This window comes from Kitasatospora sp. NEAU-CNBT7 (assembly GCF_057220535.1).
In genome coordinates, this window is the sequence record NZ_JBXQQB010000020.1 from 12,395 (window position 1) to 34,762 (window position 22,368).

21 protein-coding genes and 1 pseudogene are annotated in these 22,368 nt (G+C 76.6%); 8 read left to right on the forward strand and 14 right to left on the reverse strand.

Translation table 11 applies throughout. The features are described from left to right. The first annotated feature begins 61 nt into the window (after positions 1 to 61). The gene (locus AC2TEW_RS24195; RefSeq protein ID WP_484625446.1) at positions 62 to 1,072 is read left to right on the forward strand and encodes an SCO2583/SCO2584 N-terminal domain-containing protein; all 1,011 of its coding nucleotides are present in this window, start codon (positions 62 to 64) and stop codon (positions 1,070 to 1,072) included. 43 nt (positions 1,073 to 1,115) lie between these two features. Here the strand turns inward: AC2TEW_RS24195 and ku are convergent, their stop codons facing one another. Further along, the gene (gene ku, locus AC2TEW_RS24200; protein ID WP_484625447.1) at positions 1,116 to 2,162 is read right to left on the reverse strand and encodes a non-homologous end joining protein Ku; all 1,047 of its coding nucleotides are present in this window, start codon (positions 2,160 to 2,162) and stop codon (positions 1,116 to 1,118) included. A gap of 32 nt (positions 2,163 to 2,194) precedes the next feature. Between ku and ligD the strand changes: the two genes are divergently transcribed. After that, complete coding sequence (ligD, locus tag AC2TEW_RS24205) at positions 2,195 to 3,085, forward strand: non-homologous end-joining DNA ligase (RefSeq protein ID WP_484625448.1); 891 nt, start codon at positions 2,195 to 2,197, stop codon at positions 3,083 to 3,085. A gap of 402 nt (positions 3,086 to 3,487) precedes the next feature. On the opposite strand, the gene AC2TEW_RS24210 is transcribed toward ligD, so the two are convergent. The 4 genes and pseudogenes from AC2TEW_RS24210 to AC2TEW_RS24225 all read right to left on the reverse strand — a co-directional run. Next, positions 3,488 to 4,327, reverse strand: a complete 840-nt coding sequence (locus tag AC2TEW_RS24210) for a GNAT family N-acetyltransferase (protein WP_484625449.1) — start codon at positions 4,325 to 4,327, stop codon at positions 3,488 to 3,490. Positions 4,328 to 4,465: 138 nt separating this feature from the next. Further along, entirely contained in the window at positions 4,466 to 5,131 is a 666-nt protein-coding gene (locus tag AC2TEW_RS24215) for a methyltransferase domain-containing protein (RefSeq protein WP_484625450.1), read from the reverse strand. Beyond that, a complete protein-coding gene (locus AC2TEW_RS24220) occupies positions 5,128 to 5,898 on the reverse strand; it encodes a TIGR04282 family arsenosugar biosynthesis glycosyltransferase (RefSeq protein WP_484625564.1) in 771 nt (256 codons plus the stop codon). The genes AC2TEW_RS24215 and AC2TEW_RS24220 overlap by 4 nt, the downstream gene beginning before the upstream one ends. After that, positions 5,872 to 6,549 (reverse strand): annotated as a pseudogene (locus AC2TEW_RS24225) (glycosyltransferase family 2 protein); the annotation flags it as partial. The pseudogene AC2TEW_RS24225 and the gene AC2TEW_RS24220, both read right to left, overlap by 27 nt. Positions 6,550 to 6,732: 183 nt before the next feature. Between AC2TEW_RS24225 and AC2TEW_RS24230 the strand changes: the two are divergent. Together AC2TEW_RS24230 and AC2TEW_RS24235 are read left to right on the forward strand one after the other, a co-directional pair. Then, a complete protein-coding gene (locus AC2TEW_RS24230) occupies positions 6,733 to 7,416 on the forward strand; it encodes a response regulator transcription factor (RefSeq protein ID WP_484625565.1) in 684 nt (227 codons plus the stop codon). Between the two features lie 6 nt (positions 7,417 to 7,422). Continuing rightward, positions 7,423 to 8,595: a sensor histidine kinase gene (locus tag AC2TEW_RS24235; protein ID WP_484625451.1), complete on the forward strand. Its 1,173-nt coding sequence runs from the start codon at positions 7,423 to 7,425 to the stop codon at positions 8,593 to 8,595. Between the two features lie 18 nt (positions 8,596 to 8,613). Here the strand turns inward: AC2TEW_RS24235 and AC2TEW_RS24240 are convergent, their stop codons facing one another. From AC2TEW_RS24240 to AC2TEW_RS24270, 7 genes are all read right to left on the reverse strand, one after another. Next, positions 8,614 to 10,179 carry a S8 family peptidase gene (locus AC2TEW_RS24240; RefSeq protein WP_484625452.1) on the reverse strand — a complete coding sequence of 522 codons (1,566 nt, stop codon included), beginning with the start codon at positions 10,177 to 10,179 and terminating at the stop codon, positions 8,614 to 8,616. Positions 10,180 to 10,286: 107 nt separating this feature from the next. After that, complete coding sequence (locus AC2TEW_RS24245; protein WP_484625566.1) at positions 10,287 to 11,060, reverse strand: cytochrome c biogenesis CcdA family protein; 774 nt, start codon at positions 11,058 to 11,060, stop codon at positions 10,287 to 10,289. A gap of 35 nt (positions 11,061 to 11,095) precedes the next feature. Next, complete coding sequence (locus tag AC2TEW_RS24250) at positions 11,096 to 11,668, reverse strand: TlpA family protein disulfide reductase (protein WP_484625453.1); 573 nt, start codon at positions 11,666 to 11,668, stop codon at positions 11,096 to 11,098. Positions 11,669 to 11,744: 76 nt separating this feature from the next. Next, a complete protein-coding gene (locus AC2TEW_RS24255; RefSeq protein ID WP_484625454.1) occupies positions 11,745 to 12,323 on the reverse strand; it encodes a hypothetical protein in 579 nt (192 codons plus the stop codon). After that, on the reverse strand, positions 12,320 to 13,021 hold the full coding sequence (locus tag AC2TEW_RS24260; protein WP_484625455.1) for a thioredoxin family protein: 702 nt from the start codon (positions 13,019 to 13,021) through the stop codon (positions 12,320 to 12,322). Before AC2TEW_RS24260 ends, AC2TEW_RS24255 begins: the two co-directional genes overlap by 4 nt. Positions 13,022 to 13,078: 57 nt before the next feature. Then, the gene (locus tag AC2TEW_RS24265; RefSeq protein ID WP_484625456.1) at positions 13,079 to 13,939 is read right to left on the reverse strand and encodes a CAP domain-containing protein; all 861 of its coding nucleotides are present in this window, start codon (positions 13,937 to 13,939) and stop codon (positions 13,079 to 13,081) included. A 353-nt stretch (positions 13,940 to 14,292) separates the two neighbouring features. Continuing rightward, on the reverse strand, positions 14,293 to 14,583 hold the full coding sequence (locus AC2TEW_RS24270; RefSeq protein WP_484625457.1) for a hypothetical protein: 291 nt from the start codon (positions 14,581 to 14,583) through the stop codon (positions 14,293 to 14,295). Between AC2TEW_RS24270 and AC2TEW_RS24275 the strand changes: the two genes are divergently transcribed. From AC2TEW_RS24275 to AC2TEW_RS24285, 3 genes are read left to right on the forward strand one after another with little or no spacing between them, the layout of a single operon-like run. Further along, entirely contained in the window at positions 14,570 to 14,875 is a 306-nt protein-coding gene (locus tag AC2TEW_RS24275) for a hypothetical protein (RefSeq protein WP_484625458.1), read from the forward strand. The two genes, AC2TEW_RS24270 and AC2TEW_RS24275, sit on opposite strands and share 14 nt — an antisense overlap. 53 nt (positions 14,876 to 14,928) lie before the next feature. Continuing rightward, positions 14,929 to 15,639 (forward strand): response regulator transcription factor, encoded by a 711-nt coding sequence (locus AC2TEW_RS24280; protein WP_484625459.1) that lies wholly within the window; start codon positions 14,929 to 14,931, stop codon positions 15,637 to 15,639. Then, positions 15,636 to 17,033, forward strand: coding sequence for a HAMP domain-containing sensor histidine kinase (locus AC2TEW_RS24285; protein WP_484625460.1), 1,398 nt, complete (start codon positions 15,636 to 15,638; stop codon positions 17,031 to 17,033). Before AC2TEW_RS24280 ends, AC2TEW_RS24285 begins: the two co-directional genes overlap by 4 nt. 60 nt (positions 17,034 to 17,093) lie before the next feature. On the opposite strand, the gene AC2TEW_RS24290 is transcribed toward AC2TEW_RS24285, so the two are convergent. After that, the gene (locus AC2TEW_RS24290; protein WP_484625567.1) at positions 17,094 to 18,695 is read right to left on the reverse strand and encodes a serine/threonine-protein kinase; all 1,602 of its coding nucleotides are present in this window, start codon (positions 18,693 to 18,695) and stop codon (positions 17,094 to 17,096) included. 141 nt (positions 18,696 to 18,836) lie between these two features. Continuing rightward, the gene (locus AC2TEW_RS24295; protein WP_484625461.1) at positions 18,837 to 19,913 is read right to left on the reverse strand and encodes an NAD-dependent epimerase/dehydratase family protein; all 1,077 of its coding nucleotides are present in this window, start codon (positions 19,911 to 19,913) and stop codon (positions 18,837 to 18,839) included. Between the two features lie 331 nt (positions 19,914 to 20,244). Between AC2TEW_RS24295 and AC2TEW_RS24300 the strand changes: the two genes are divergently transcribed. After that, on the forward strand, positions 20,245 to 21,618 hold the full coding sequence (locus tag AC2TEW_RS24300; protein ID WP_484625568.1) for an MFS transporter: 1,374 nt from the start codon (positions 20,245 to 20,247) through the stop codon (positions 21,616 to 21,618). Positions 21,619 to 22,368: the final 750 nt, after the last annotated feature.

The following is a 22,368-nucleotide window of genomic DNA, read 5'->3' on the forward strand; positions in this document are numbered from 1 at the left end:
GCCCGCCGCGGGCCGCCACCCGGCCGGTCCCGGCGTCGGTCCGGCTCGCCATAATGGCCCGGTGCCGATAGCCGATGATCCTCACCCGGGCCCCCACGACGGGCCCGACCCGAGCAGCGGGGACCCTTTCGACGGGCTCGTCCTGGACGAGCGGTTCGTCCGGGCCGCCGCCGTCAAGGAACCCTCCGCGCGGACCCGGATGCTGTCCGCCCGGTGGCGGACCGAGGAACCGGTGGATCCCGGCGGACGCCGTTGGTCGCCCGGGTCGGAGGGACCGGCCGCCGCGCGCCGGGGCCGCTTCGGCCGCCTCCGCCGCCTCCGCCGCCTCGGCCGCTGGCGCTCCGCGGTCGCCGTGGCCGTCGCCGTGGCCGCCGTCCTCCTCGCCCTCTCCGCCTGGCCCGGGCGGACGGCGCCGGCCGCCCGCCCGGGCGCGGTCACCCCGGGCGCGGTCACCCCGGGCCGGCCGACCCGGGACGTCGCGCTGCCCGGTGGCGGGACCTCCGACGGCAGCAGGTGCGGCGCCAAGGGCTACCACCACTTCCCGCAGCCGGCCGGGGCCACCGACCGCCCGGGCCCCCAACTGGCCCTCGGCTCCTACGGTTTCGGGAAGGAGTCGGCGGACGACCCCGGCCGCTTCACCATCGAGCTGCTGCTCGGCCCCGGCGGCCCGGCGCCGCTGGACCTGGCCGCGCCGCTGGGCGCGCAGGGCGTCGCGGTCGAGATCGAGGGCCCCGACGGCCTGGTCGGCGGCGCCTACAACCTGCCCGTCTCCGTCGACGACACGGTCCGGCGCACCCCGTCCGGCAGCCTGCGGATCGATCCGGCCACCGGCGGGACCGCGCAGCTCACACTCCCGGCCGAGGCCCTGTGCCCGGGCGTCGACGGCCTCGCCGTCGTGCGACGGCTCACCTCCCCGACCGACTCCCACCTCACCATCACCGGCCCGCCCCCCTTCACGATCACCGTGTCCATCGCGGACCCCGGTATCGGCGCCCTCCGACGGGTGTCGGGATCGGCCTCCGCGAGCGACGTCCTCAGCGCGGACAACCAGCCGGCCGCACACACCACCTGAGCCGCCGGGCCTCCTGACCGGGCGGCCCGGCCCGGCGGCCCGGTCAGGAGGCCCGGCGGGGCGCCGACCGCTTCGCGGCGGTCTTCTTGGCCGCGGTCTTCTTCGCGGACGTCCCGGAGGCGGCCGCCCCGGCCGCGGTCTTCTTGGCGCCGCCGCGGGCCGCTGCGCTCTTCGCCGGCTTCCGGGCGGTCTTCTTCGCGGGCGCCTCCGACGCCTCCTCGGCCTCCCCGTCGTCGCGGCCGTCCCCGGCGCCCTCGTCGCCCTTCGCCGCCCCGCCGCCGGCCGCGGCCGCCTTGCCGTGGCCCTCCTTGGCCGCCTTCACACTGCTGCGCAGCACGGACATCAGGTCGATCACGTCCGCGCCCGCCCCTTCGGCCGGCTCCTGCTCGCCGTGCGGGGCCTCGACCCCGGCCAGCTTGGCCTCGATGACCTGCTCCAGGGCCTGCTGGTACTCGTCGTGCAGCGCCGACAGGTCGAAGTCCTCCGACAGGGTGTCCATCAGCGACCGGGCCATCTTCAACTCCTGCGGACGCACGGTCACGCTCTCGTCCGGCGCGATCCCCTCGGCCGAGCGCACCTCGTCCGGCCACAGGCAGGTCTGCAGGACCAGCGCGTCGCCGTGCACCCGCAGCACCGCCAGCGACTCCCTGGTCCGCATGGTCACCTTGGTCACCGCGATCTGACCGGACTCCACCAAGGCGTCGCGCAGCAGGACGTACGGCTTGGCCGGCGCCTTGTCCGCCGTCGACACGTAGTACGCCTTGTTCAGCATCAGCGGGTCGATGGAGTCCGCCGGGACGAAGGCCAGGACGTCGATGATCTTCTTGCTGGGCAGCGGCAGCTCGGCCAGGTCCGCGTCCTCCAGCACCGCCTGGCGCCCGTCCGGGGACTCGAAGCCCTTGACCACCTCGCTGTACGGGACCTCGACGCCCTCCGCCTCGCAGAAACGCTTCAACCGGATCCGCGAGCCGTCCTTCGCATGCACCTGGTGAAGGGTCGGCCCGCTGTGTTCCTCGGTCGCGGCGTACAGCTGCACGGGCACGCTGACCAGCCCGAACGTGATGACGCCCTTCCAGGTGACCTGTGGCATAGCCCATCCCTTTCGCGGGGATTTACCACGTTATGCCGGAGCGCCAGGTCACGGAAGTCGAGGGCCGCCGCCTGGTCCTGTCCCACCTCGACAAGGTGCTGTGGCCGGCCACCGGGTGGACCAAGGGCGAGGCGCTCTACTACTACGCCCAGATCGCCCCCGCGATGCTGCCGCACCTGCTGCGCCGCCCCGCGACCTTCCTGCGCTTCCCGGCCGGCATCGGCGAGGAGGGCTTCTTCGCCAAGAACCCGCCGCCCGGCCTGCCCGGATGGGTGCACACCCTCACCGTCCCCACCCACGAGGGCCCCAAGGACCGGGTCGCCGTCGACGACCTGGCCACCCTGATGACCGTCGCCAACGGCTACGCCCTGGAACTGCACGTCCCCCAGTGGACCGCCGACACCGGCCCCACCCACCACGACCGGCTGGTGATCGACCTCGACCCCGGCCCCGGCGCCGACCTGACCCACTGCTGCCGGGTCGCCCTGCTGATCCGCGACCACCTCGCCGCCGACGGCCTGCACGCCCACCCCAAGACCTCCGGCAGCAAGGGACTGCACCTGTACGCGGCCCTGACCCCGGCGCCGGCCAAGGCGGTCAGCGGCTACGCCAAGGCCTTGGCCGAACGGCTCGCCGCCGACCACCCCGGCCTGGTGGTGTCCCGGATGACCAAGGCGCTGCGCCGCGGGAAGGTCTTCGTCGACTGGTCGCAGAACGCGACGGCCAAGACCACCGCCGCGCCGTACACCCTGCGGGCCACCGCCGTCCCGGGTGTCTCCGCGCCCGTGAGCTGGGCGGAGATCGAGGCGTGCACCCGGGCCGAGGAGCTGTCGTTCAGCCCCGACCAGGTGCTGGAACGCCACGCCGCCGACGGCGACCTGCTGGCGCCGCTGCTGACCGACGCGGGCCCGCTGCCCACCTGACCGACGGCCCGGGCGGCGGTACCGCGCGCCGTCCGGCCGCCGCGCGCCGGTACCCCCGGGCCGTGGAACAACCCCACGGCGAGCACCGTCCTGGTGACCGGCATCCACTACGGCCCGGCGATCCGCTCCGCGGACCGGGATGCGCAGGCGATGGCCGAGGCACCGGACAAGGCCCGGCTGCTCACCGACAGCCGGGTACGGGCACACCGCGCTGTTCGACCGCAGCAGCTGCATCCGGGTGCGAGAGCCGGTACCGCGCCGTCGGCACCCCGCCGGAGCCGGGCACCACCCGTGGAGCACCTCGGCGGAGCCGTCCCGGAACGCGAAACCGCCACCGTGGCCGTGGTCGAGCCGCCCCTGCCACGATGGCGCGTTCAGTCGGTCGAGCTGCCGGGTTGTCGGTCAGCCGGGCTGCTCGGCCGGCTCGGCGATCAGTGCGGTGGCGATCCGGCGGAAGCCTGCCCGGGCGTAGACCCGGGCCACGTCCTCGTCACCTGCGGAAAGGAACACCGTGCCGGCCCCGCGGGCCCGGGCGTCTGCCACCAGACAGGCCGTGACCGCGAGGGCGAGGCCTTGGCGGCGGGCGTCCGGCAGGGTGCCGACGCCGACCACCTCGGTGACGCCGTCCACCGGCTGGTGCATGCCCGAGCAGCGCGCGGAGCCGTCGGCCGCCAGCGCGGCGGCGGTCACCGTCAGCCCGGCCCGGATCCGGGCCGCCACCCGGTCCACGGTGCCGTCGCGTTCCACCACCGCGGTGAGCGCCGCCAGTTCGGCCGCGCCCGCGGTGCCGACCGCGGTGCCCGGCTCGGCGAACGCCACCCTCGGCACGGCCAGCGCGGACGCCAGCTCGGGGGCGTCGGCGGTGAGCAGCCGGACCGACGGGTCCGACGGCGGGGTGGGCGCGTCGGGGTCGAGGGCCATCAGCGGGTGGGCGTGCACGGTCAGCCCGGCGTCCTCCACCGCGGCGCGGAGCCCCGGCGCGTTCTCGTCGACCCACTCGAAGGTCTCCGGCAGGCCCAGTTCGCGCTGCCGTTCCCGTACCCGCCGGACATCGTCGGCGGTCGCCGCCGGGCCCGGCCGGCCCAGCGCCGGCCGCCCGTAGAACGGCCAGCTGCCCGCGGTCGGGACGAAGAGGGTCAGCGGCCCGAAGTCCTCCGCCCGGGCGGAGGAACGGGGCACGGCGTCGTAGTAGCGCTCGATCCGGTCGAGCAGGGACCTGGTGTCGGTATCCGAGAAGTGCACAGCGCATCAAAGCAACCGGACGCCGTGCGCGCCACCGGTTTCGGCCGCATGATCACGACCGGTCACGGGCGGTCGGACGGCGGTCGGACGGCGGCCCCCCGCCAAGGGCCCGTCACCGCGGCCCGTCAGCGCGGCCCCTCACCGAACCCCGTCACGGCGCAGGGCGAGGAAGGCCCGGCCGTGCGAGGACCAGCGCTCGATCTCGGTCAGCCCGGCGGGCGCCGCCCGGCGCGCGGTGGCGTCGGCGCCCAGCCGGGCCCAGGCGAACGGCGGGCCGAGCCGTCCGCCCGGGCCCTCGACCCGGACGGTCAGCCGCTCGTCGAGCGGACCCGGCTCGACCTCCACCAGCAGGTGGCCGCCGGGCGCGAGCAGCAGGGCGGCCCGCCGCAGCAGCGCGTCGGGGTCGCCGCCGATGCCGAGGTTGCCGTCGGCCAGCAGGGCGGTGCCCCAACGGCCCTCCCCGGGCAGCCGCTCGAACACCGAGCGGCACAGCGCGAGCCCGCCGATGCCGAGGGTGCGGGAGACCGCGTCGCGGGTGACGTCCACCCCGAGCGCCGGGACGCCGAGTGCCAGCAGCTCCGCGACCAGCCGGCCGGGCCCGCAGCCGATGTCCAGGACCGGCCGGCCGGAGTCCAGGCAGCGCAGCAGCAGACCGTGGTCGGCGCCGGCCGCGGGCCCGATCCAGCGGTCCACCTCCAGCACCTGGCGGGTGCCGTCGGAGCGCCGCAGCCACAGCGGCCCCCGGCCGGTGCGCATCGCCTCGGCGAACGGGTCGTCGGTCCAGGGCAGGGTGGCCGTGGTCATCGGCGGACCGCCGTCGCCGGGCCGCTCTGCCCGGCGGTGACCTTCGCCGTTGTGACCTGCGCCGCGGTGATCTCCGCCGTAGCGGCCTGCGCCCCGGCGGCCTGCGATGCGGTGACCTGGGCCCAGCGGGCTGCGAACCGGCCGCCGGGTGCCAGCCCGGCCACGCGCCGGGCGTCCTCGACCGTGTCCACGTCCGTCAGCTCGCCGAGGCCGCGCACCACCAGCCCCTCCGCCGCCAGCCGGGCCAGCAGCTCGGCGCCGGTGCGTCCGGTCGACATCTCGACCCCGACCAGCAGCCGGCGGGCCAGCGCCGCGTCCGGACGGGCCAGGCCCAGCGCCCAGAACCCGCCGTCCGTGGCCGGGCCGTACCAGGCGTCGGTCCCGGCGCGCTGCGCGGGGGAGAGCGGTTCGGCCAGGGCGGCGGCGGTGAGCTGCGGGGTGTCCATGCCGACCAGCAGGGCGGGTGCGCCCGGGTCGGCCTCGGCGAAGGCCGCGGCGAGCCGGACGTCCAGCCCGCCCGGCACCTGCGGGACCACCTCCCAGCCGGGCGGCAGCCAGCGGCCCGGAGTACCGTCCAGGACCAGCAGCCGCCGGCCGGCCGGTACCGCCGAGAGCGTCGTCAGGGTGTCCACGAGCGCGGCCTCGGCGAGGGCGGCGGCCTGGACCGGCGAACAGGCGGGCGTCAGCCGGGTCTTCACCCGGCCGGGGACCGGCTCCTTGGCGATCACCAGCAGGGTCGGCGGCGGGGCGGCCAGCACCGCCCGCATGTCGTGGACGGCCTGCCGGGTGCCGCGCACCGTCCCGGTGACCTTCGAGCGGCCGGCCCGGGGCCGGTAGTCCACCGGCCGCTCGGCGATCCGCATCCCGGCCGCGGAGGCGGCCAGCACCATCTCCAGCGGGTAGCCGGAACGACGGTCGCCGAGGCCGAGCGCCAGCAGCCGTTCCCGGCGCGCGGCCCGCATCGGCCCCAGGTCGTGCAGGGCGGCGCCGGTCCGGGCCCGCAGGCGCCTGGCCAGTTCGGCGTTGGCGATCCGGGCGTGCAGCGGCCACGCGCCGCGGGCGGTCGGGCGGCGCCGGCCGAGCACCAGGTCGGCGCTGCCGTCCAGCACCGGGCCGGTCACCAGGGGGAGTTGGCGCGGATCGAGGGAGCCGTCGCAGTCCATGAAGCAGACCAGCTCGGCGGTGGCGGCCAGCAGCCCGGCGTGGCAGGCCGCGCCGAAACCCCGGCGCGGCTCGGCCACCACGGTGGCACCGAGCGAGCGGGCCAGTTCGGCGGAGCCGTCCGAGGAGCCGTTGTCCACCACGATCGCGCGCCAGCCGGACGGGATCCGGTCGAGCACCCAGGGGAGCGCCGCCGCCTCGTCCAGGCAGGGCAGCACCACGTCGACGGGCGCCGCATCGACGGGCGCCGCATCGATGGGACGGGGAACGGGGGACCGGGACAGGGAGAGACTCGTCACGCGCCGAAGTTACCCCGGGGAATCGGGACAATTGCCGCATCGGTACCTTACGGAAGTCGTACGGGGCACCCCGCCGGTCGGGGCCGCCCGCCCCGCCTCCCTATCCTCGGAGACGTGATCCAGACACCCTCCACCGGCCGCATCCTCGTGGTCGACGACGACCCCACCGTCGCCGAGGTCGTCACCGGCTACCTGCACCGCGCGGGCTACCGGGTCGACCGGGCCGCCGACGGCCACCAGGCGCTCGCCGCCGCCGCCGAACACCGGCCCGACCTGGTCGTCCTCGACCTCATGCTGCCCGGCCTGGACGGCCTGGAGGTCTGCCGCCGGCTGCGCGCCACCGAGACCGGCGCCGACCTGCCGGTGGTGATGCTCACCGCCAAGGGCGACGAGGCCGACCGCATCCTCGGCCTGGAACTCGGCGCCGACGACTACGTCACCAAGCCCTTCAGCCCCCGCGAGCTGGTCCTGCGGATCCAGTCCGTGCTGCGCCGCGCCGGACTCACCGCCCCGCCCGGGGGGCCGCTGACCGCGGGCGACCTCACACTCGACCAGCAGGCTCGCCGCGCCCACCGGGCCGGCCGCGAACTCTCCCTCACCCTGCGCGAGTTCGACCTGCTGGCGTTCCTGATCCGGCACCCCGGCACGGCGTTCGGCCGGGAGGAGCTGATGCAGCGCGTCTGGGGCTGGGAGTTCGGCGACCAGTCCACCGTCACCGTCCACGTCCGCCGGCTGCGCGAGAAGATCGAGGACGACCCCGCCGCCCCGGTGCTGATCAGCACCGTCTGGGGCGTCGGCTACCGCTTCGACCCGGCGAAGGGCTGAACCACCGTGAACGACCTGCTGCTGATCGCCCTGTTCGCCGCGCTCGGCGCCGCCTCCGCCGGCCTGCTGGGCTGGCCCGTGGTGCGCCTGCTGCGCCGCCGCTCGGTCGCGCTCTCGCTGTTCATCGTGGCGCTGGTCACGGTCCTCGCCATGACGGCCGGCACGCTCGCCGTGGCGCAGGCGATGTTCCTCTCGCACCACGACCTCGGGGTGGTGATCACGGTGACCCTGATGGCGGCGGCCGTCTCGCTGGTCACCGCCGCCGTCCTGGGCCGGCAGGTGGTCGCGGGCAGCCGGGCGCTCACGGTGGCGGCCCGCACGGTCGGCAGTGACGCCGGGTTCAGCGCACCCAGTGAGCCGCTCGGCTCGGAACTGGCCGCGCTCAGCGCCGAACTGGCCGCCACCAGTGCTGGGCTGGCCGCGTCCAGGCAGCGCGAGCAGATGCTGGAGCACTCCCGCCGGGAGCTGATCGCCTGGATCTCGCACGACCTGCGCACCCCGCTGGCGGGCCTGCGGGCGATGGCCGAGGCGCTGGAGGACGGTGTCGCCGAGGACCCGGCCCGCTACCTGATGCGGATCCGCACCGAGGTGGAGCGGCTCACCGGGATGGTCGACGACCTGTTCGAGCTGTCCCGGATCCAGGCCGGGGTGCTCACCCTCACGCCCTCCCGGGTGTCGGTCTACGACCTGGTCGGCGATGCCATCGCGGGCGCCCACCCGCTGGCCCGCGAGCGCGGGGTCCGGCTGGACGGTGCCCTGGTGGCCGCCGAGCCGGTCGAGGTCGACGGCCGGGAGATCACCCGGGTGCTGGCCAATCTGCTGGTCAACGCGATCCGCTCGACCCCGGCCGACGGCGTGGTGGCGGTCGCCGCCCGCCGCGAGGCCGACGAGGTGCTGGTGTCGGTGACCGACGGCTGCGGCGGTATCCCCGAGCACGACCTGCCGAGGGTCTTCGAGACCGGCTGGCGCGGCGGCAGCGCCCGTACCCCCCGGACCGCGCAGGAGCAGGCCGGGGGCCAGGGCGCCGGACCGCACCAGGGCGACACCGGCGCCGGCCTCGGCCTGGCGATCGTCCGCGGCATCGTGGAGGCGCACGCCGGCCGGGCCAGTGTCCGCAACGTCTCGGGCGGCTGCTGCTTCGAGATCGCCCTGCCGTCGGCGGCGGCCGCGGTCGGCTGACCGGCGCCGGCAGCAGGGTCAGAACTGCAGCGCCCAGCCGTCGAGGCGGCCGCCGAACGACTCGGCCGGGTCGTACACCCGCAGCCGCCAGAGGCCGTTGGCGGGCGAGGCGGAGGCGTCGACGCCGATCAGGAGGTGGTACGGCGACGGGAGGATGTCGTCGGAGGCCGTCAGGACCCGGTAGCTGCGGCCGTCGGGGGCGATCAGGTCGACCGTCAGGTCGGCGGGCCAGTAGTGGGTGACGGAGACGTGCACGTCCAGCATGGCCGGGGCCCGGCCGGGGACGCCGGTGACGGTGATCGGCGACTCGACGGTGTTGTCGTCGACGGTGACCGGGGTGGTGTTGTCGAACCGCTTGCCGAGCGGCGGGATCGGCGTGGTTCCGACGTACAGCAGCCGGTCCGTGGTGCCGTCGCCGGGCTCCTGCTGCACCGAGCCGGGCGAGGCCGCGCCGGTCAGCGCCGCGGCGACCTGGGCGGGGGTGGCGGTGCGGTGGCCGGCCAGGTGGAGGGCGGCGGCGCCGGTCACGTGCGGGGTGGCCATCGAGGTGCCGGAGATGGTGTTCTCGGACTCGTCCCAGCCGATCCAGGCCGAGGTGATGTCGCTGCCGGGGGCGAACAGGTCGACCAGGGGGCCGTAGTTGGAGTACCAGGCGCGCTGGTCGTCCCGGTCGGTGGCCCCGACGGTGATCGCGGTCTGCACCCGGGCGGGCGAGTGCTCGGAGGCGTCGACGCCCTGGTTGCCGGCCGCGACGGCGTAGGTGATGCCGGAGGCGATGGAGTTGCGGACCGCCGCGTCCAGCGCGTCGTCCGGGTCGCTGCCCAGGCTGAGGTTGGCGACGGCCGGCCTGTGGGCGTTCCTGGTGACCCAGTCGATCCCGTCGACCACCTGCTCGGTGGTGCCGGAGCCGTCGTCGTCGAGCACCCGGACGGCGACGACGGCGGCCTTCGGGGCGACGCCGAAGCTGCTTCCGGCGATGGTGGCGGCCACGTGGGTGCCGTGGCCGTTGCCGTCGTCGGCGTCGCCGTCCAGGTCGACGGCGTCGTAGCCGGAGGTGGCCCGGCCGCCGAACTCGTCGTGGGTGACCAGCACCCCGGTGTCGATGACGTACGCGGTGACGCCCTGGCCGCCCGTGTCCACGGTGGTCAGGCGGTCGTCGAGCGGCAGGCGCTTCTGGTCGATCCGGTCCAGGCCCCAGGAGGGCAGCCCGGTACGGGTGGTGTCGGCGGTGACCCGGTGGTTCTGCACCACCTCGGCCACCGCCGGGTCGGCGGCCAGCCGGCGGGCCTGGCGGTCGGACAGCTGCACCGAGTAGCCGTTCAGTGCGGCGCCGAAGGTCCGGCGCAGCGTGCCGCCGTAGCGGCGGGCGAGCGCCGCACCCGCGGACGCCGTGGCCTTCGCCGGGGCGGGCCGCAGGATGACCAGGAAGCTTCCGGGGACGGCGCTCGGGGTGTCCGCGCCCGCGACGACGCCCTCGGGCGGGGCGGCGGCGGTGGCGGGCTGGGCGGCGCCCAGGGCCAGCGCGGCCGTGACGGCCAGGGCGGCGAGCACACGGTGGGCGGAGTGGCGCAGGGGCAGTGCCATGGCGGCGGCCCTCTCGTGATGATGTAAGCCGAGATGAACAGGGCTTTGCCATCCATAGACTGACGTATCATCAGATTCGCCGCAAGGCCCCGCCGGGCCGCCCGGGGTCAGGACGACTCCGACCCCGCCGCCCACTGCTGGAGCAGGTAGACCAACTGGTCCCACACGCCGGTGACCAGCAGCAGCCCGACCGCCACCAGCAGGCCGCCGCCGAGCCGCATCACCCAGGCGTAGTGCCGTTTCACCCACCCGAACGCGCCCAGCGCCCGGCGGAACGCCAACGCGGCCACCACGAACGGCAGTCCGAGCCCCAGGCAGTACACCGCCATCAGCAGCGCCCCGCGCCCGGCACTGGCCTGGTTCCACGCCAGCGCCTGGACGGCGGCCAGCGTCGGGCCGATGCACGGCGTCCAGCCGACCCCGAACACGAAACCCAGCAGCGGCGCCCCCGCCAGCCCGACGGCGGGCCGCCGGTGGGTACGGAACTCCCGCTGCGACAGCCCGGGCAGCAGACCCATGAAGGCCAGCCCCAGCAGCACCGTCATCGAGCCGAGCACGGTGTCGATCACCCCGCGGTGGTCCTGGAGGGTGGTCCCGACGTAGCCGAACAGCGCCCCGCCCGACACGAACACGGCCGTGAACCCGAGGACGAACAGCAGCGACCCGGCCAGCATCCGGCCGCGCCGCCGGTCGGTGGCATCGGCCAGGTCGGCGGCCGAGAAGCCGGTCACGTAACTCAGGTAGCCGGGGACCAGCGGCAGCACGCAGGGGGAGAAGAAGGAGACCAGGCCGCCGGCGAGCGCCACCGGCAGCGCCAGCAGCAGCGAACCGCCGGTCAGCGCGGCGCCGCCGTCGAAGGCGAGCCGGGTTGAGGGGGCCAGGGCCGAGGCGGTCAGGGCCTGGGGGATCAGGGGGTTCACGGGGCCTCCGCCGCGATCGGGTCGAGCAGGGTGTGCAGCTCGGCGGGGGTCAGCGGGGCCAGCGCCCGCGCCGCGATCCGGCCCCGCCGGTCCACCACCACGGTGGCGGGCAGCGACTGGGAGTTGAGCACCCCGGCCGGGAAGGAGCGGACCAGCGCGCCGTCGGGGTCGTACAGACTGGGGTAGCTCAGGCCGTGCTCGCGCACGAACGCCCGGGCCGGATCGGGGCGCAGGTCCCGGGTGTCGATACCGAGGAAACGCACCCCCTGCGGGGCCGTCTCCCGGTGGACCCGCTCCAGGCCGTCGGCCTCCGCGCGGCACGGGCCGCACCAGGAACCCCAGATGTTCAGCACCACGGCCGAACCGCGCAGGTCGGCGAGGTGCAGCGGGCCACCGTCCAGGCCGGTTCCGTCCAGGTCGGGCGCGGGCAGCCGCCGCGCCACCGGGTAGACGGTGGTGGCGGCGGGCCCGGCCGCCCCGGGGGCGGGGGCGGCGGGGGAGCAGGCGAAGAGGGCGGGTACGGCCGCGGCGAGCGCGAGGGAGCGCAGCCGGAGCGCGGGTCTGGGCATGGCGGGGTTCTTCCTCGCGGGCCGGCGCCGGGTCGGGCGCCGGCCCGCGCGTCGTGGGATGGGGGCAGCGGGTCCGTCAGGCGGAGGTGGAGCGGACGCCCGAGGGCCCGACGTCCAGCACGACGGGGTGGTCCAGGACGGGCATCAGACAGCCCTCGGTCACGCTGCACGCCGCATAGCTGACGTACACGGTCGCCGGTCCGCTGCCGGTGGTGCGCAGCGGCAGCGAGGCCCGGACCGGGCCGTCGGGGTAGACCGGCACCGGCCGGCCGGCGCCCTCGATGGTCAGGGCGTGCGGCTCGGCGTGCACCGTGAGCGGGGAGACGGCGCCGAGGACGCCCGACACCCGGACCGCGGTCGGCCGCCCGACACCGTCGATGCCGTCGGACGGCAACTCGGTGCTGTAGAGGTGGAAGCCGCTCTCGTCGGGGGTGAACAGCAGGTCCAGGGTGCCGCCCTGGGCGTTCCAGTCCCGCGCGGTGACGGTGACCGTCACCCCGCTGTCGTCGAACCGGGCGGTCGGCGCCGCAGTCTGCGGAGCCGCCGCCTGCTGCGTGGTCGTCCGCGGGGCCGCCGTACCCGGGCCGCAGCCGGTGGCGGTCAGCGCGCCGAGCAGCGCGACTGCGGCGGCCGGGCCCGCCCCAGGGCGCCTCACTTCGCCCACTGGCGCAGGAAACCGGTGAACCCGGCCGCGGTCAGCGGCGGCAGGCTGCCGGTGTTGGTGTCGGTGCGGACCTGGCCGTCCGGGGTCACCACGATCAGCACCGGCATCTTGTAACTGCCCTGCGAGTCGTACTTCTTGAGCAGGTTGAAGTTGGCCGTGCTGTGGTCGCCGATGTCCACCTGCACCAAGTGGTACGAGGCGTTGAGGGCGCTCTGCACCGAGGAGTCCCCGAGCACCTTGTCGAGCGCCTTGCAGTTGCCGCACCAGGTGGCGCCGAAGTCGAGCAGGACGTTGCGGCCGTCCGCCTTCGCCTGCTTGAGCGCGGCGGCGACCGCGGCGGGCGAGTCGGCGTCGGCCGAGTACCCGAACGTGGTCGGGTTGCCCGCTCCCGCGGCGGCGGCCGGGGCGCTCTTGGCGGCGGGCGCCGCGCTCGGCTTGGCGGACTTGGCCGCGGCGGTCGGCGAGGGGGACGCCGACGGCGGCGCCGACGGGGAGGCGGACGGCGAGGGCTGCTCGGACTCCGGCGGCGCGGTGACGATGTTGACGGGCTCCGGCAGGGGCGCCGCCGCGGCGGCCGCCGCGATGGCGGGCGCGTCGGAGCCGGCCGGGTCGGGGTCGGCCGGGCCGCAGGCCGTCAGACCGGCGGTCGCACCGATGGCGAGGGCGAGGAGGAGCGGGGAGCGACGCAAGGGAGTTCCTTCGTTGGGAGGGAGGGAGGGAGGGAGGGAGGGAGGAGCAGGGGAGGGTCAGTCGGAGAAGTCCTGGGTCAGCCAGACCGTGCCGGAGCCGTCGCGGTACACCGCGATCCCGATGTGGGTGAACTTCTGGCTCAGCAGATTGCGGCGGTGGCCGTCGTTCGGCGGCCGCTCGTCGAGCATGTCCTGGGTCAGCCGGGTGGCCATCGCGCCGATCGCGGCGGTCGAGGTGTCCACCGGGCCGCCCTGGCCGATGTTCTCGCCGGCGGCGCCCCAGCGGACGCCCTGGGCACTCTCCCGGGCGCCGACCGCGGGCTCGCCCGGGCACTGGTGGGACAGCCCGCAGCCGCCGGCCATCGCCGTGTTGTGCGCGGCCGCGCTCGCGGTCAGCCCGGCCGTCACGGTGTACGCGGGCAGGCCCTGGGCGGCGCGCGCCCGGTTGACCAGGTCCAGGACCTGCTGCACCTCGTCACCGCCGCCCGCGGGCGCCGGATCGGCGCCCTTGCCGGGCCGGTCGGCCGCCGGAGCCGCAGCCGCAGCCGCCGGGGCCGCGGGCGCCGGCGAGCCCGGGGACGCCGGGACGGCCGACGGCGAGGGGGCGGCCGCGGCCGGAGCGGCGGCGGAGGCGCTCGCGGTCCCGGCGGCCCCGGTGGACAGCGCGGCCGGGTCGGCGCCCTGACCCGTCCCGCCGGTGGGCGAGGACAACGCGGTGGCGAGCGCCCCGGCCGCCGCGGCGCCCGCCCCGGCCGGCGCGGGCGCCGACCGGTCGGCGAAGGCCGCCGCCGCACCGCCCGCGGCCAGCACCAGAACACCTGCCGCGAGGGTCCGCGGCAGCCGCCCGGCGGGTCGGGGGGCCCGGTGGGGCCGGACGCGGCGGCCGGAGCGGCGCAGGCCGTGCTGAGGAGAGCTCATGGGGGAGTGCCTTCGGGGTCGGAGAGCGGTCCCCGGCCGCGGGACGGCGCCGTCACGCGCGCCGCGGCAGGGGGTGAACCTCCGGTGCGGCCGGCCCGGTGACGGGAGGGGACGGCCTGCGGAGGGCAGGCCCCGGCGCCCGCCGGATGGCCGGAGCACGCGGTCGGCCCCGGGGAACGGCCCTGACGGACGGTCCGGAACTTGCCTGCGACAGCGAGCTTAGGCAGGTCACGGGCCCTGTCACACCGTTGTGACCGATCTTTAGGAACGGCTAAGGAAGCCCGCATCCTCCGCTTCGGAAAGCCCCCGGAACCCGCCCGCGGACGCCCGTCCGGGCCCGCCCCCGGCCCGCGTCAGAGCTCGGTCTCGCGGACCGAGGACTGGGCCCGCGGCACCACTGTCGAGGTGATCTGCGAACGGTGCCCCGCGCTGGTGAACACGGTCACCAGGGTGTGCGGGTCGCTCTGCGAGGTCTGCGTGGTGAAGCCCGGCGCCGGCACCGCCGCGATCAGGCAGACCGCGCTCTCGCCGTACCGCACCGACACCTGCCCGCCGGTCGACTTCACCGTGTACACCCCGGGCCCGCCGGGGCAGTCGGACTGCTTGCCGCCGTCCTGGCCGGTCGGCGCCGTGCTCGGCGGCACGGCCGCCTTCGAGCGCGCGGCCGACACCGGCGCGGACGCGGACGGCCGGCCGGCCCCGGCACCGGCCCCCGCCGACCCGGACGGCGACGGCGAAGCCGACGGCGAGGGAGGCGCCGACGACGCCGCGGCCTCGGCCGCACCGCCGCCCGAACCGGCCGCCGCCGAACTGATCGCGCCCGAGCCGGTGCGCACCGTCGGCGGCACGTTCGCGGTGGAGTCCATCACGAAGCCGATGGACAGGAAGACCGCGGTCACGGTGAACGCCGTGCAGAGCAGCCAGAGCGCGAGATAACGGACGAGACGGGGCACGTGGCCCATCATCCCTGATCCGCTACGGTGTCCCCCATGGCCAGCGTCCTTGTCGTGGAAGACGAACCCGGTATACGCGCCTCGCTGATCGAGGTGCTCGCCTCCCACGGCCACCTCGTCCGCAGCGCCGCCGACGGCTTCGGCGCGCTCCGCGAGGTCACCCAGGCCCACCTGGACGCGGTGGTGCTCGACCTCGGCCTGCCCGACCTCGACGGCGCCGACGCGCTGCGCATGATCCGCGGCATCTCCCAGGTCCCGGTCCTGGTCGCCACCGCCCGCGACGACGAGGCCGAGATCATCCGGCTGCTCGACGCGGGCGCCGACGACTACCTGGTCAAACCGTTCTCCGGCGGCCAGCTCGCCGCCCGGCTCGGCGCGGTCCTGCGCCGCTCCACCGCCGCCCGGCCGGCGGGCCACCCCGGCGCGCCCTGGGCCGACGCCGACGCACCGGTCGCCGTCGGCGGCCTGCGGATCGACCCGCGCGGCCGCTCCGCCCACCTGGACGGCGGCGAACTCCACCTGACCAGACGCGAGTTCGACCTGCTCGCGTACCTGGCCCGGCACGCCGACCAGGTGGTCCCCAAGCGCCAGATCCTGGCCGAGGTCTGGCGCGAACCGTACGTCGACGACCAGACCATCGACGTCCACCTGTCGGCGCTGCGCCGCAAGCTCGGCGAACGCGGGGCCAGCCCCCGCTACCTGCAGACCGTCCGCGGCGTCGGCATCAAACTGGTGACCCCCCGATGAGACGCTCGCTCGCCGGGGTGGCCCTTGCGGTCACCTCGATGGTCGCGCTCTCCTTCCTGCTGCCGCTCGGCGTCCTGGTCTCCGCCCAGGCCCGCAAACAGAGCACCACCACCGCCCAGCAGCGGGCCGCCGCGCTGGCCCCCGTCCTCGCCCTCACCACCGACGCCGCCGACCTCACCCAGGCCGTCTCCGGGCTCGACCCCGGTGACGGCCTCGGCGTCCACCTCCCCGACGGCAGCACCATCGGCGCCGCGCACGCCCCCGCCGAACTGCTGGGCCGCGCGACGCGCGACGGCGAGTCCATCGCCCAGGACGTCCCCGGCGGCTGGCTGTACCTCCAGCCGGTCGTGCTCGCCCAGAACCGCACCGCCGTGGTCGAGGAGTTCGTCCCCGACGCCGACCTCAGCCGCGGCGTCGCGGCCTCCTGGGGCGTGATGTCGCTGCTGGCCGTCGGACTGATCGCCGGTTCGGTGCTGGTCGCCGACCGGCTCGGCGCCCAGGTGGTCCGCTCCTCCCGCACGCTGTCCCGGGCCTCGCACGCCCTGGGCGCCGGCGACCTCGAGACCCGCATCGAACCGCTGGGCCCACCCGAACTGCGCGACGCCGGCCGGGCCTTCAACGCGATGGCCGACCGCATGGTCGGCCTGCTGGCCACCGAACGCGAACTGGTCGCCGACCTCTCGCACCGGCTGCGCACCCCGCTGACCGCCCTGCACCTGGCCACCGAACGGATGGCACCGGGCCCGGGCACCGCGAGCGTGGCGAGCGCCGTCGCCCAGCTGGAGGACGAGCTCAACTCGATCATCGCCGCCGCCCGCACCCCGCTGGCCACCGGCCCGATGGGCCGCGCCTTCGACCCGCCGCCGGGACCCGGCCGCCCGCCCCGCCCCGCCTCCGCCGCGCCCGCCGCGGTGGTCCAGGCGGCCGACGCGTTCCGCCGCCGGGCCGGGTTCTGGGCCACCCTGGCCGAGGCCCAGGACCGGCCCTGCGAACTCGAGGTCACCTGCGAGCCCACCCCCGTCGACCTGCCCGAGGACGACCTGACGGCCGTGATCGACTCGCTGGTCGGCAACGTCTTCCGGCACACCGCCGCCGGCACGCCGTTCGCGCTGCGGGTGGCGCGCACCGCGCAGAGCGTGCTGCTCACCGTGGAGGACGCCGGGCCCGGCATCCTCGACCCCGACGGCGCCCTCGCCCGCGGCACCAGCGCCGGTTCCACCGGGCTCGGCCTGGACATCGCCCGCCGGGCCGCCGCCGCCACCGGCGGCGACCTGCGGATCGACCGCGGCCCGCTGGGCGGCGCCCGGATCACCCTCACCCTGGGCCTGGCCACCCCCGGCACCCGCCGCCCCCGCCGCGCGGCCCGCCGGGGCCCACGCGCCGCCCGGTCCTGACGGCGCCGCCGCCCGGGCCGATCCCGGCCGGCGCCGTCCGGGCGGCTACGGCCCGGGCGGTCACGGCTGTCTGCTGAGGTGGCTGTCGGCGAACCCCTCCTGCTTCACCAGCAGCCGCCCGTCGGCCTCCAGGTCGAACGTCACCTGCTCGGCCACCTCCGCGCCGCACCCCGAACCGCTGGTGGTCAGCGACTCGGCGACCACCAGGCTCTGCTCCGAGGCCGTCACCAGGATCGAGGCCGCCCCGCAGCTGACACCCCCGGCCGTCGTGGTGGCGGCCCGCCCCACGGTGTCACCGATCTGGCCCTGGACCAGCTGGATCCGGTAGGTGGCGGTGACCTTCTGCCCGCCGGTGGTGGTCACCACGCCCTGCCAGGTCCCCAGGAACACGGCCGGCACCACCCCGGCCGGGTGCGACGGGCTCGGCGACGGCGACGGCGACGGTGAGGGGGAGGGCGAGGGCGAACCGGACGGCGACGGCGACGTCGCGGCAGACCCTCCCGCCGCCGACCCGTCCGCCGAGGACCGGCCGCCCGGATCGCCGTCCCCCGCGTACCGGAGCGCCGCCCCGGCCGCGGCGGCCGCGATCAGCACCCCGCCCGCGATCAGCGCCGGTACCCTCAGCCGCCCCCGGCCGGGCCCGTCAGGGCCGACCGGGCCGACCGGGCCGGTCGCCGGCCGGTCCGCCGGTGACCGGTTCGCCGGCGGCGCGGGGGTGTCCAGCTCGGTGACGGGCCCGGAGCGTTCGGCCGCCGGTCGGTCGCCCGCGGACTCCAGCGCGAGCAGCTCGACCGCCAGCCGTGCCACCGACTCCGAGACGGCGGGCGGCAGCCACCCCGCCCGCGCGCCGGGCACGGCACCGTCCGCGAGCCGGTCCCGCAGCTGCTCCGGCGTCGGCCGGTCGGCCGGCTCCTTCGCCAGGCAGGCGCCGACCACCTCGCGCAGGGCCGCGTCGAGCCCGGTCAGGTCCGGCGCCTCGTGCAGCACCCGGTACAGCAGCACCGCCGCGCTGATCCCCTCACCGAACGGCGCGGTCCCGGTGGCCGCGTACGCGAGCACCGCGCCGAGCGAGAACACGTCACCGGCCGGCCCCGCGGTCTGCCCCTGGGCCTGCTCGGGGGACATGAACCCGGGTGAGCCGATCACGAAACCCGACCTGGTCAGCGCGGTCGCCGCGTCCAGTGCCCGGGCGATGCCGAAGTCGATCAGACGCGGACCGTCCAGCGCCAGCAGCACGTTGGACGGTTTGACGTCCCGGTGCACCAGACCGAGGCCGTGCACCGCGGCCAGCGCGTCGGCCAGCCCCGAACCGAGGGCGCGGACCGCGGGGACCGGCAGCGGCCCGAACTCGCGGACCGCCGCGCCCAGCGCCGGCCCCGCCACGTAGCCGGTGGCGACCCAGGGCCGGGGGCCGTCGGTGTCGGCGTCCAGCACCGGGGCCGTCCAGTGGCCGCCGACCCGGCGCGCCGCCTCGACCTCCTGGCGGAACCGGGTGCGGAACTCGGCGTCCGCCGCCAGCTCGCCGTGCACCGCCTTGACCGCCACCGTCCGCCCGCCCGCCGACCGGCCGAGGTACACCCGGCCCATGCCGCCCGCGCCGAGCCGCCGCAGCAGCCGGTACTCGCCGAGCTGCCGCGGATCCTCCGGTTCCAGCGCCTCCATGCCCATCCCAACCCCACCCAACCCAGCCCCTCCTGCCGGCCCGGATCCGGCCCGGTCAGGGACGACCGTACCGGTCGGCGCGGACGGCCGAGCGGGGAAGAACCGACTCCGCGTCGGCCTCCCCCGGAACCGGTCCCCGCATCAGCGCACCGGCACCCGCTCGGGCTCGCCGCGCAGCGGCGCCTTCGCGAACTCGGCCATCCCCGCCGCGAATTCCACCGCCGGCCGCCACCCGAGCTCGGCCCGCAGCCGCCCGGAGTCCGCCGTCACGTGCCGCACGTCGCCCAGCCGGTAGCGGCCGGTCACCCGCGGCGGCGGACCGCCGTACGCCGCGGCCAGCGCGGCCGCCATCTCGCCCACCGTGTGCACCGAGCCGCTGCCCACGTTGTAGGCCCGTGCGGTGCCCGCCGGACGTCCGGCGACCGCGGCCAGCGCCGCCAGGTTGGCCGCGGCGACATCGTCGACGTGCACGAAGTCCCGCCGCTGCCCGCCGTCCTCGTACACCTGCGGCGCCTCGCCGCGGGCCAGCGCCGAGCGGAACAGCGAGGCCACCCCCGCGTACGGGGTGTCGCGCGGCATCCCCGGGCCGTACACGTTGTGGTAGCGCAGCGTCAGAACCCGGCCGCCGCAGGCCCGGGCCCAGGCCGAGGCGAGCAGTTCCTGGGCGACCTTCGAGGCCGCGTACACGTTCCGCGGGTCCAGCACGGCGTCCTCGCCGACCAGCCCGGGCGACAGCGGCGCACCGCACCGCGGGCAGGGCGGCTCGAACCGGCCCCCGTCCAGGTCCGCCTCCCGGCGCGGCCCCGGCGCCACCGGCCCGTGCACCGCGCAGCGGTAGGCGCCCTCGCCGTACACCACCATCGACCCGGCCAGCACCAGGTCCCGCACCCCGGCCCGGGCCATCGCCGACAGCAGCACCGCCGTCCCCAGGTCGTTGCAGCCCACGTACTCGGGCGCGTCGTCCAGGTCGAGCCCGAGGCCCACCATCGCCGCTTGGTGGCAGACGGCGTCGACGCCGCGCAGCGCGTTGTCGACCACCGCGGGGTCCCGGACGTCCCCGTGCCAGAAGGCCGCACCGTCCGGCAGCGCCGGCCGGCCGCCGGGGTGGACGGCGGGCAGCAGCGCGTCCAGCACCCGGACACCGTGGCCGGCCGCCGTCAGCCGCGCCGCGATCCGGGACCCGATGAAGCCGGCACCGCCGGTGAGCAGAATCTCCATGCCCCGACGCTAACCGGACCGCCCACCGCCGGGCGGCCACCACGGCACACCGTCAGATGTCCGTAAGACGCGGCGCCCTGCGGCATCCCGCGGCATCCCGCGGCACCTTACGGCATCCCGGAGTCCGGCGGGCCGGCCGGAGCGGTGGAGCCGGGCCGCCCGCAGGGCGGCGGTATGGTGCGGTACGGGAGGGAATGCCCGATACCTGCTGCCTGCCGGGAGGAGCCGAGTGCCCGACGCCCGTCCGAGCCCGGCGGCCCGGCCCGCCCGGCACCGCAGAGACGCGCTCCGGGCGTCGGTCCCGCTGCTGGCGATCTGCGCGGGCTACTTCATGGTCATCCTGGACGTGACCATCGTCAACGTCGCCGTGCCCGCGGTCGGCCGCGAGCTGTCCGCCTCGCTCACCGGCATCCAGTGGATCACCGACGGCTACACCCTGGTCTTCGCCGGCCTGCTGCTCACCGGCGGGGCCCTCGGCGACCGAGTGGGCAACCGCCGCGTCTTCTGCACCGGGGTGGCGGTCTTCACCGCCGCCTCGGCCGGCTGCGGACTGGCACCGACCACCGGCGTCCTGGTCGCCGCCCGGCTCCTCGAAGGGCTCGGCGCCGCACTCATCGTGCCCGGCTCCCTCGCCCTGCTCCAGCAGGCCTACCCCTCGGCCGCCGAACGCTCCCGCGCCTTCGGCCTGTGGGGCTCGGTCGCCGGGGTCGCCGCCTCCGCCGGACCCCTCCTGGGCGGACTGCTGGTCACCACCCTCGGCTGGCGCTGGGTGTTCTTCATCAACCTGCCCGTCGGCCTGGCCTGCCTCGCCCTGGTCCGGCACGCCGTGGCCCCCTCCCCGCGCCACCCGGACCGCCGCCTCGACACCCCGGCCCAGGCCGCCGTCGTCGCGGCGGTCGCCCTGCTCGTCGCGGTCCTCAACGAGGCCGGCCGGCTGGGCTGGTCGGACCCGCTGGTACTGACCGGCGCCGCCCTGTGCCTGGCCGCCGCCGGCTGCTTCGTGCTGCGCGAACACCTGGCCGCCACCCCCGTGCTCCCGCTGCCACTGCTGCGCTCACGCGCGCTGAGCGGCGGGACGGTCATCGGCCTGCTCTTCAACTTCGCCTACTACGGGATGCTCTTCACCGCCAGCCTGTACTTCCAGCACCAGCGCGGCTACAGCGCACTGCGCACCGGACTCGCGCTCTTCCCGGCGGTGGCCGTCACCATGTTCGCCTCGGCGCTGTCCGGGCGGCTCGCCCACCGCACCGGCGACCGCCCGCTGGTGATCACCGGCATGGCGGTCGCGGCGGCCGGACTGGCGGGCTGGGCCGCCGCCGGACCCGACCCGGCCTACCCGCTGCTGGTGGCGCCCATGACGGCGGCCGGCTTCGGCACCTCCTTCGCCCTCACCGGCTCCACCACCACCGTGATGGCAGCCGCCCCGCCCGGCTACGCCGGTACGGTCTCCGCCCTGTTCAACACAGCCCGCCAGGTCGGCAGCGCCGCCGGCGTAGCCCTCGGCGGATCGCTCCTCGCCTCCGCCGCCGACTTCACCACCGGACTGCGCACCAGCATGGCCGTCGGCGCCACCGCCTACCTGCTGGCGGCCACCCTCGCGTACCTGTGCATCCCCCGCCCGGGACCCGGCCCGACAGCCGGCCGGGGGCCCGGCCCGGGGTCCGGCCGGGGTCCGGTCCCGAGCACCGGCGCGGATCCGGCCTGACGGCCGACCCGAGAGGTGGCCCGGCGAGCGGTCCGGTGGCTGATCCGACGAGCGGCCCGGGATCCGGGTCGGCGGACGGCCGGGGGCCCGGCCCGGGGCCCGACCCGGAGCCCGACCCGAGCACCGGCGCGGATCCGGCGTGACGGCCGACCCGCAAGGTGGCCCGGCGAGCGGTCCGGTGGCTGGCCCGACGAGTGACCCGGGATCCGGGTCGGCGGACGGCCGGGGGCCCGGCCCGAGGACCTGCCCGGAGCCCGACCCGAGCACCGGCGCGGATCCGGCCTGACGACCGACCCGAGAGCTGGCCCGGCGAGCAGTCCTGCGGCTGATCCGACGAGTGACCCGGGATCCGGGTCGGCGGACAGCCGGGGGCCCGGCCCGAGGACCTGCCCGAAGCCCGCCCGAGCACCGGCGCGGATCCGCCCTGACGACCGACCCGACAGGTGGCCCGGCGAGCGGTCCGGTGGCTGATCCGACGAGTGGTCCGGGATCCGGCCTGACGACCGGTGTGGCAACCGACCCGACGGTCGGCGCGGGATCCGACCAGGGTCCGGCCCGGCCTGGCCCGAAGCCCGCCGCAGGCCGGACCCGACAGCCGTACGCGACCCCGCCGTCCCGCCGTCCGGCCGTCCCGCCGACCGGCGGCCGACCCGCCAAGTCACCACCCGAGCCTGCCCCCGCCGCCGCCCCGAGCCGGCATCAGACACCGCCCGCCGCCGGGGCGTCGGTGACGCCGCGGCCCGCGCGCCG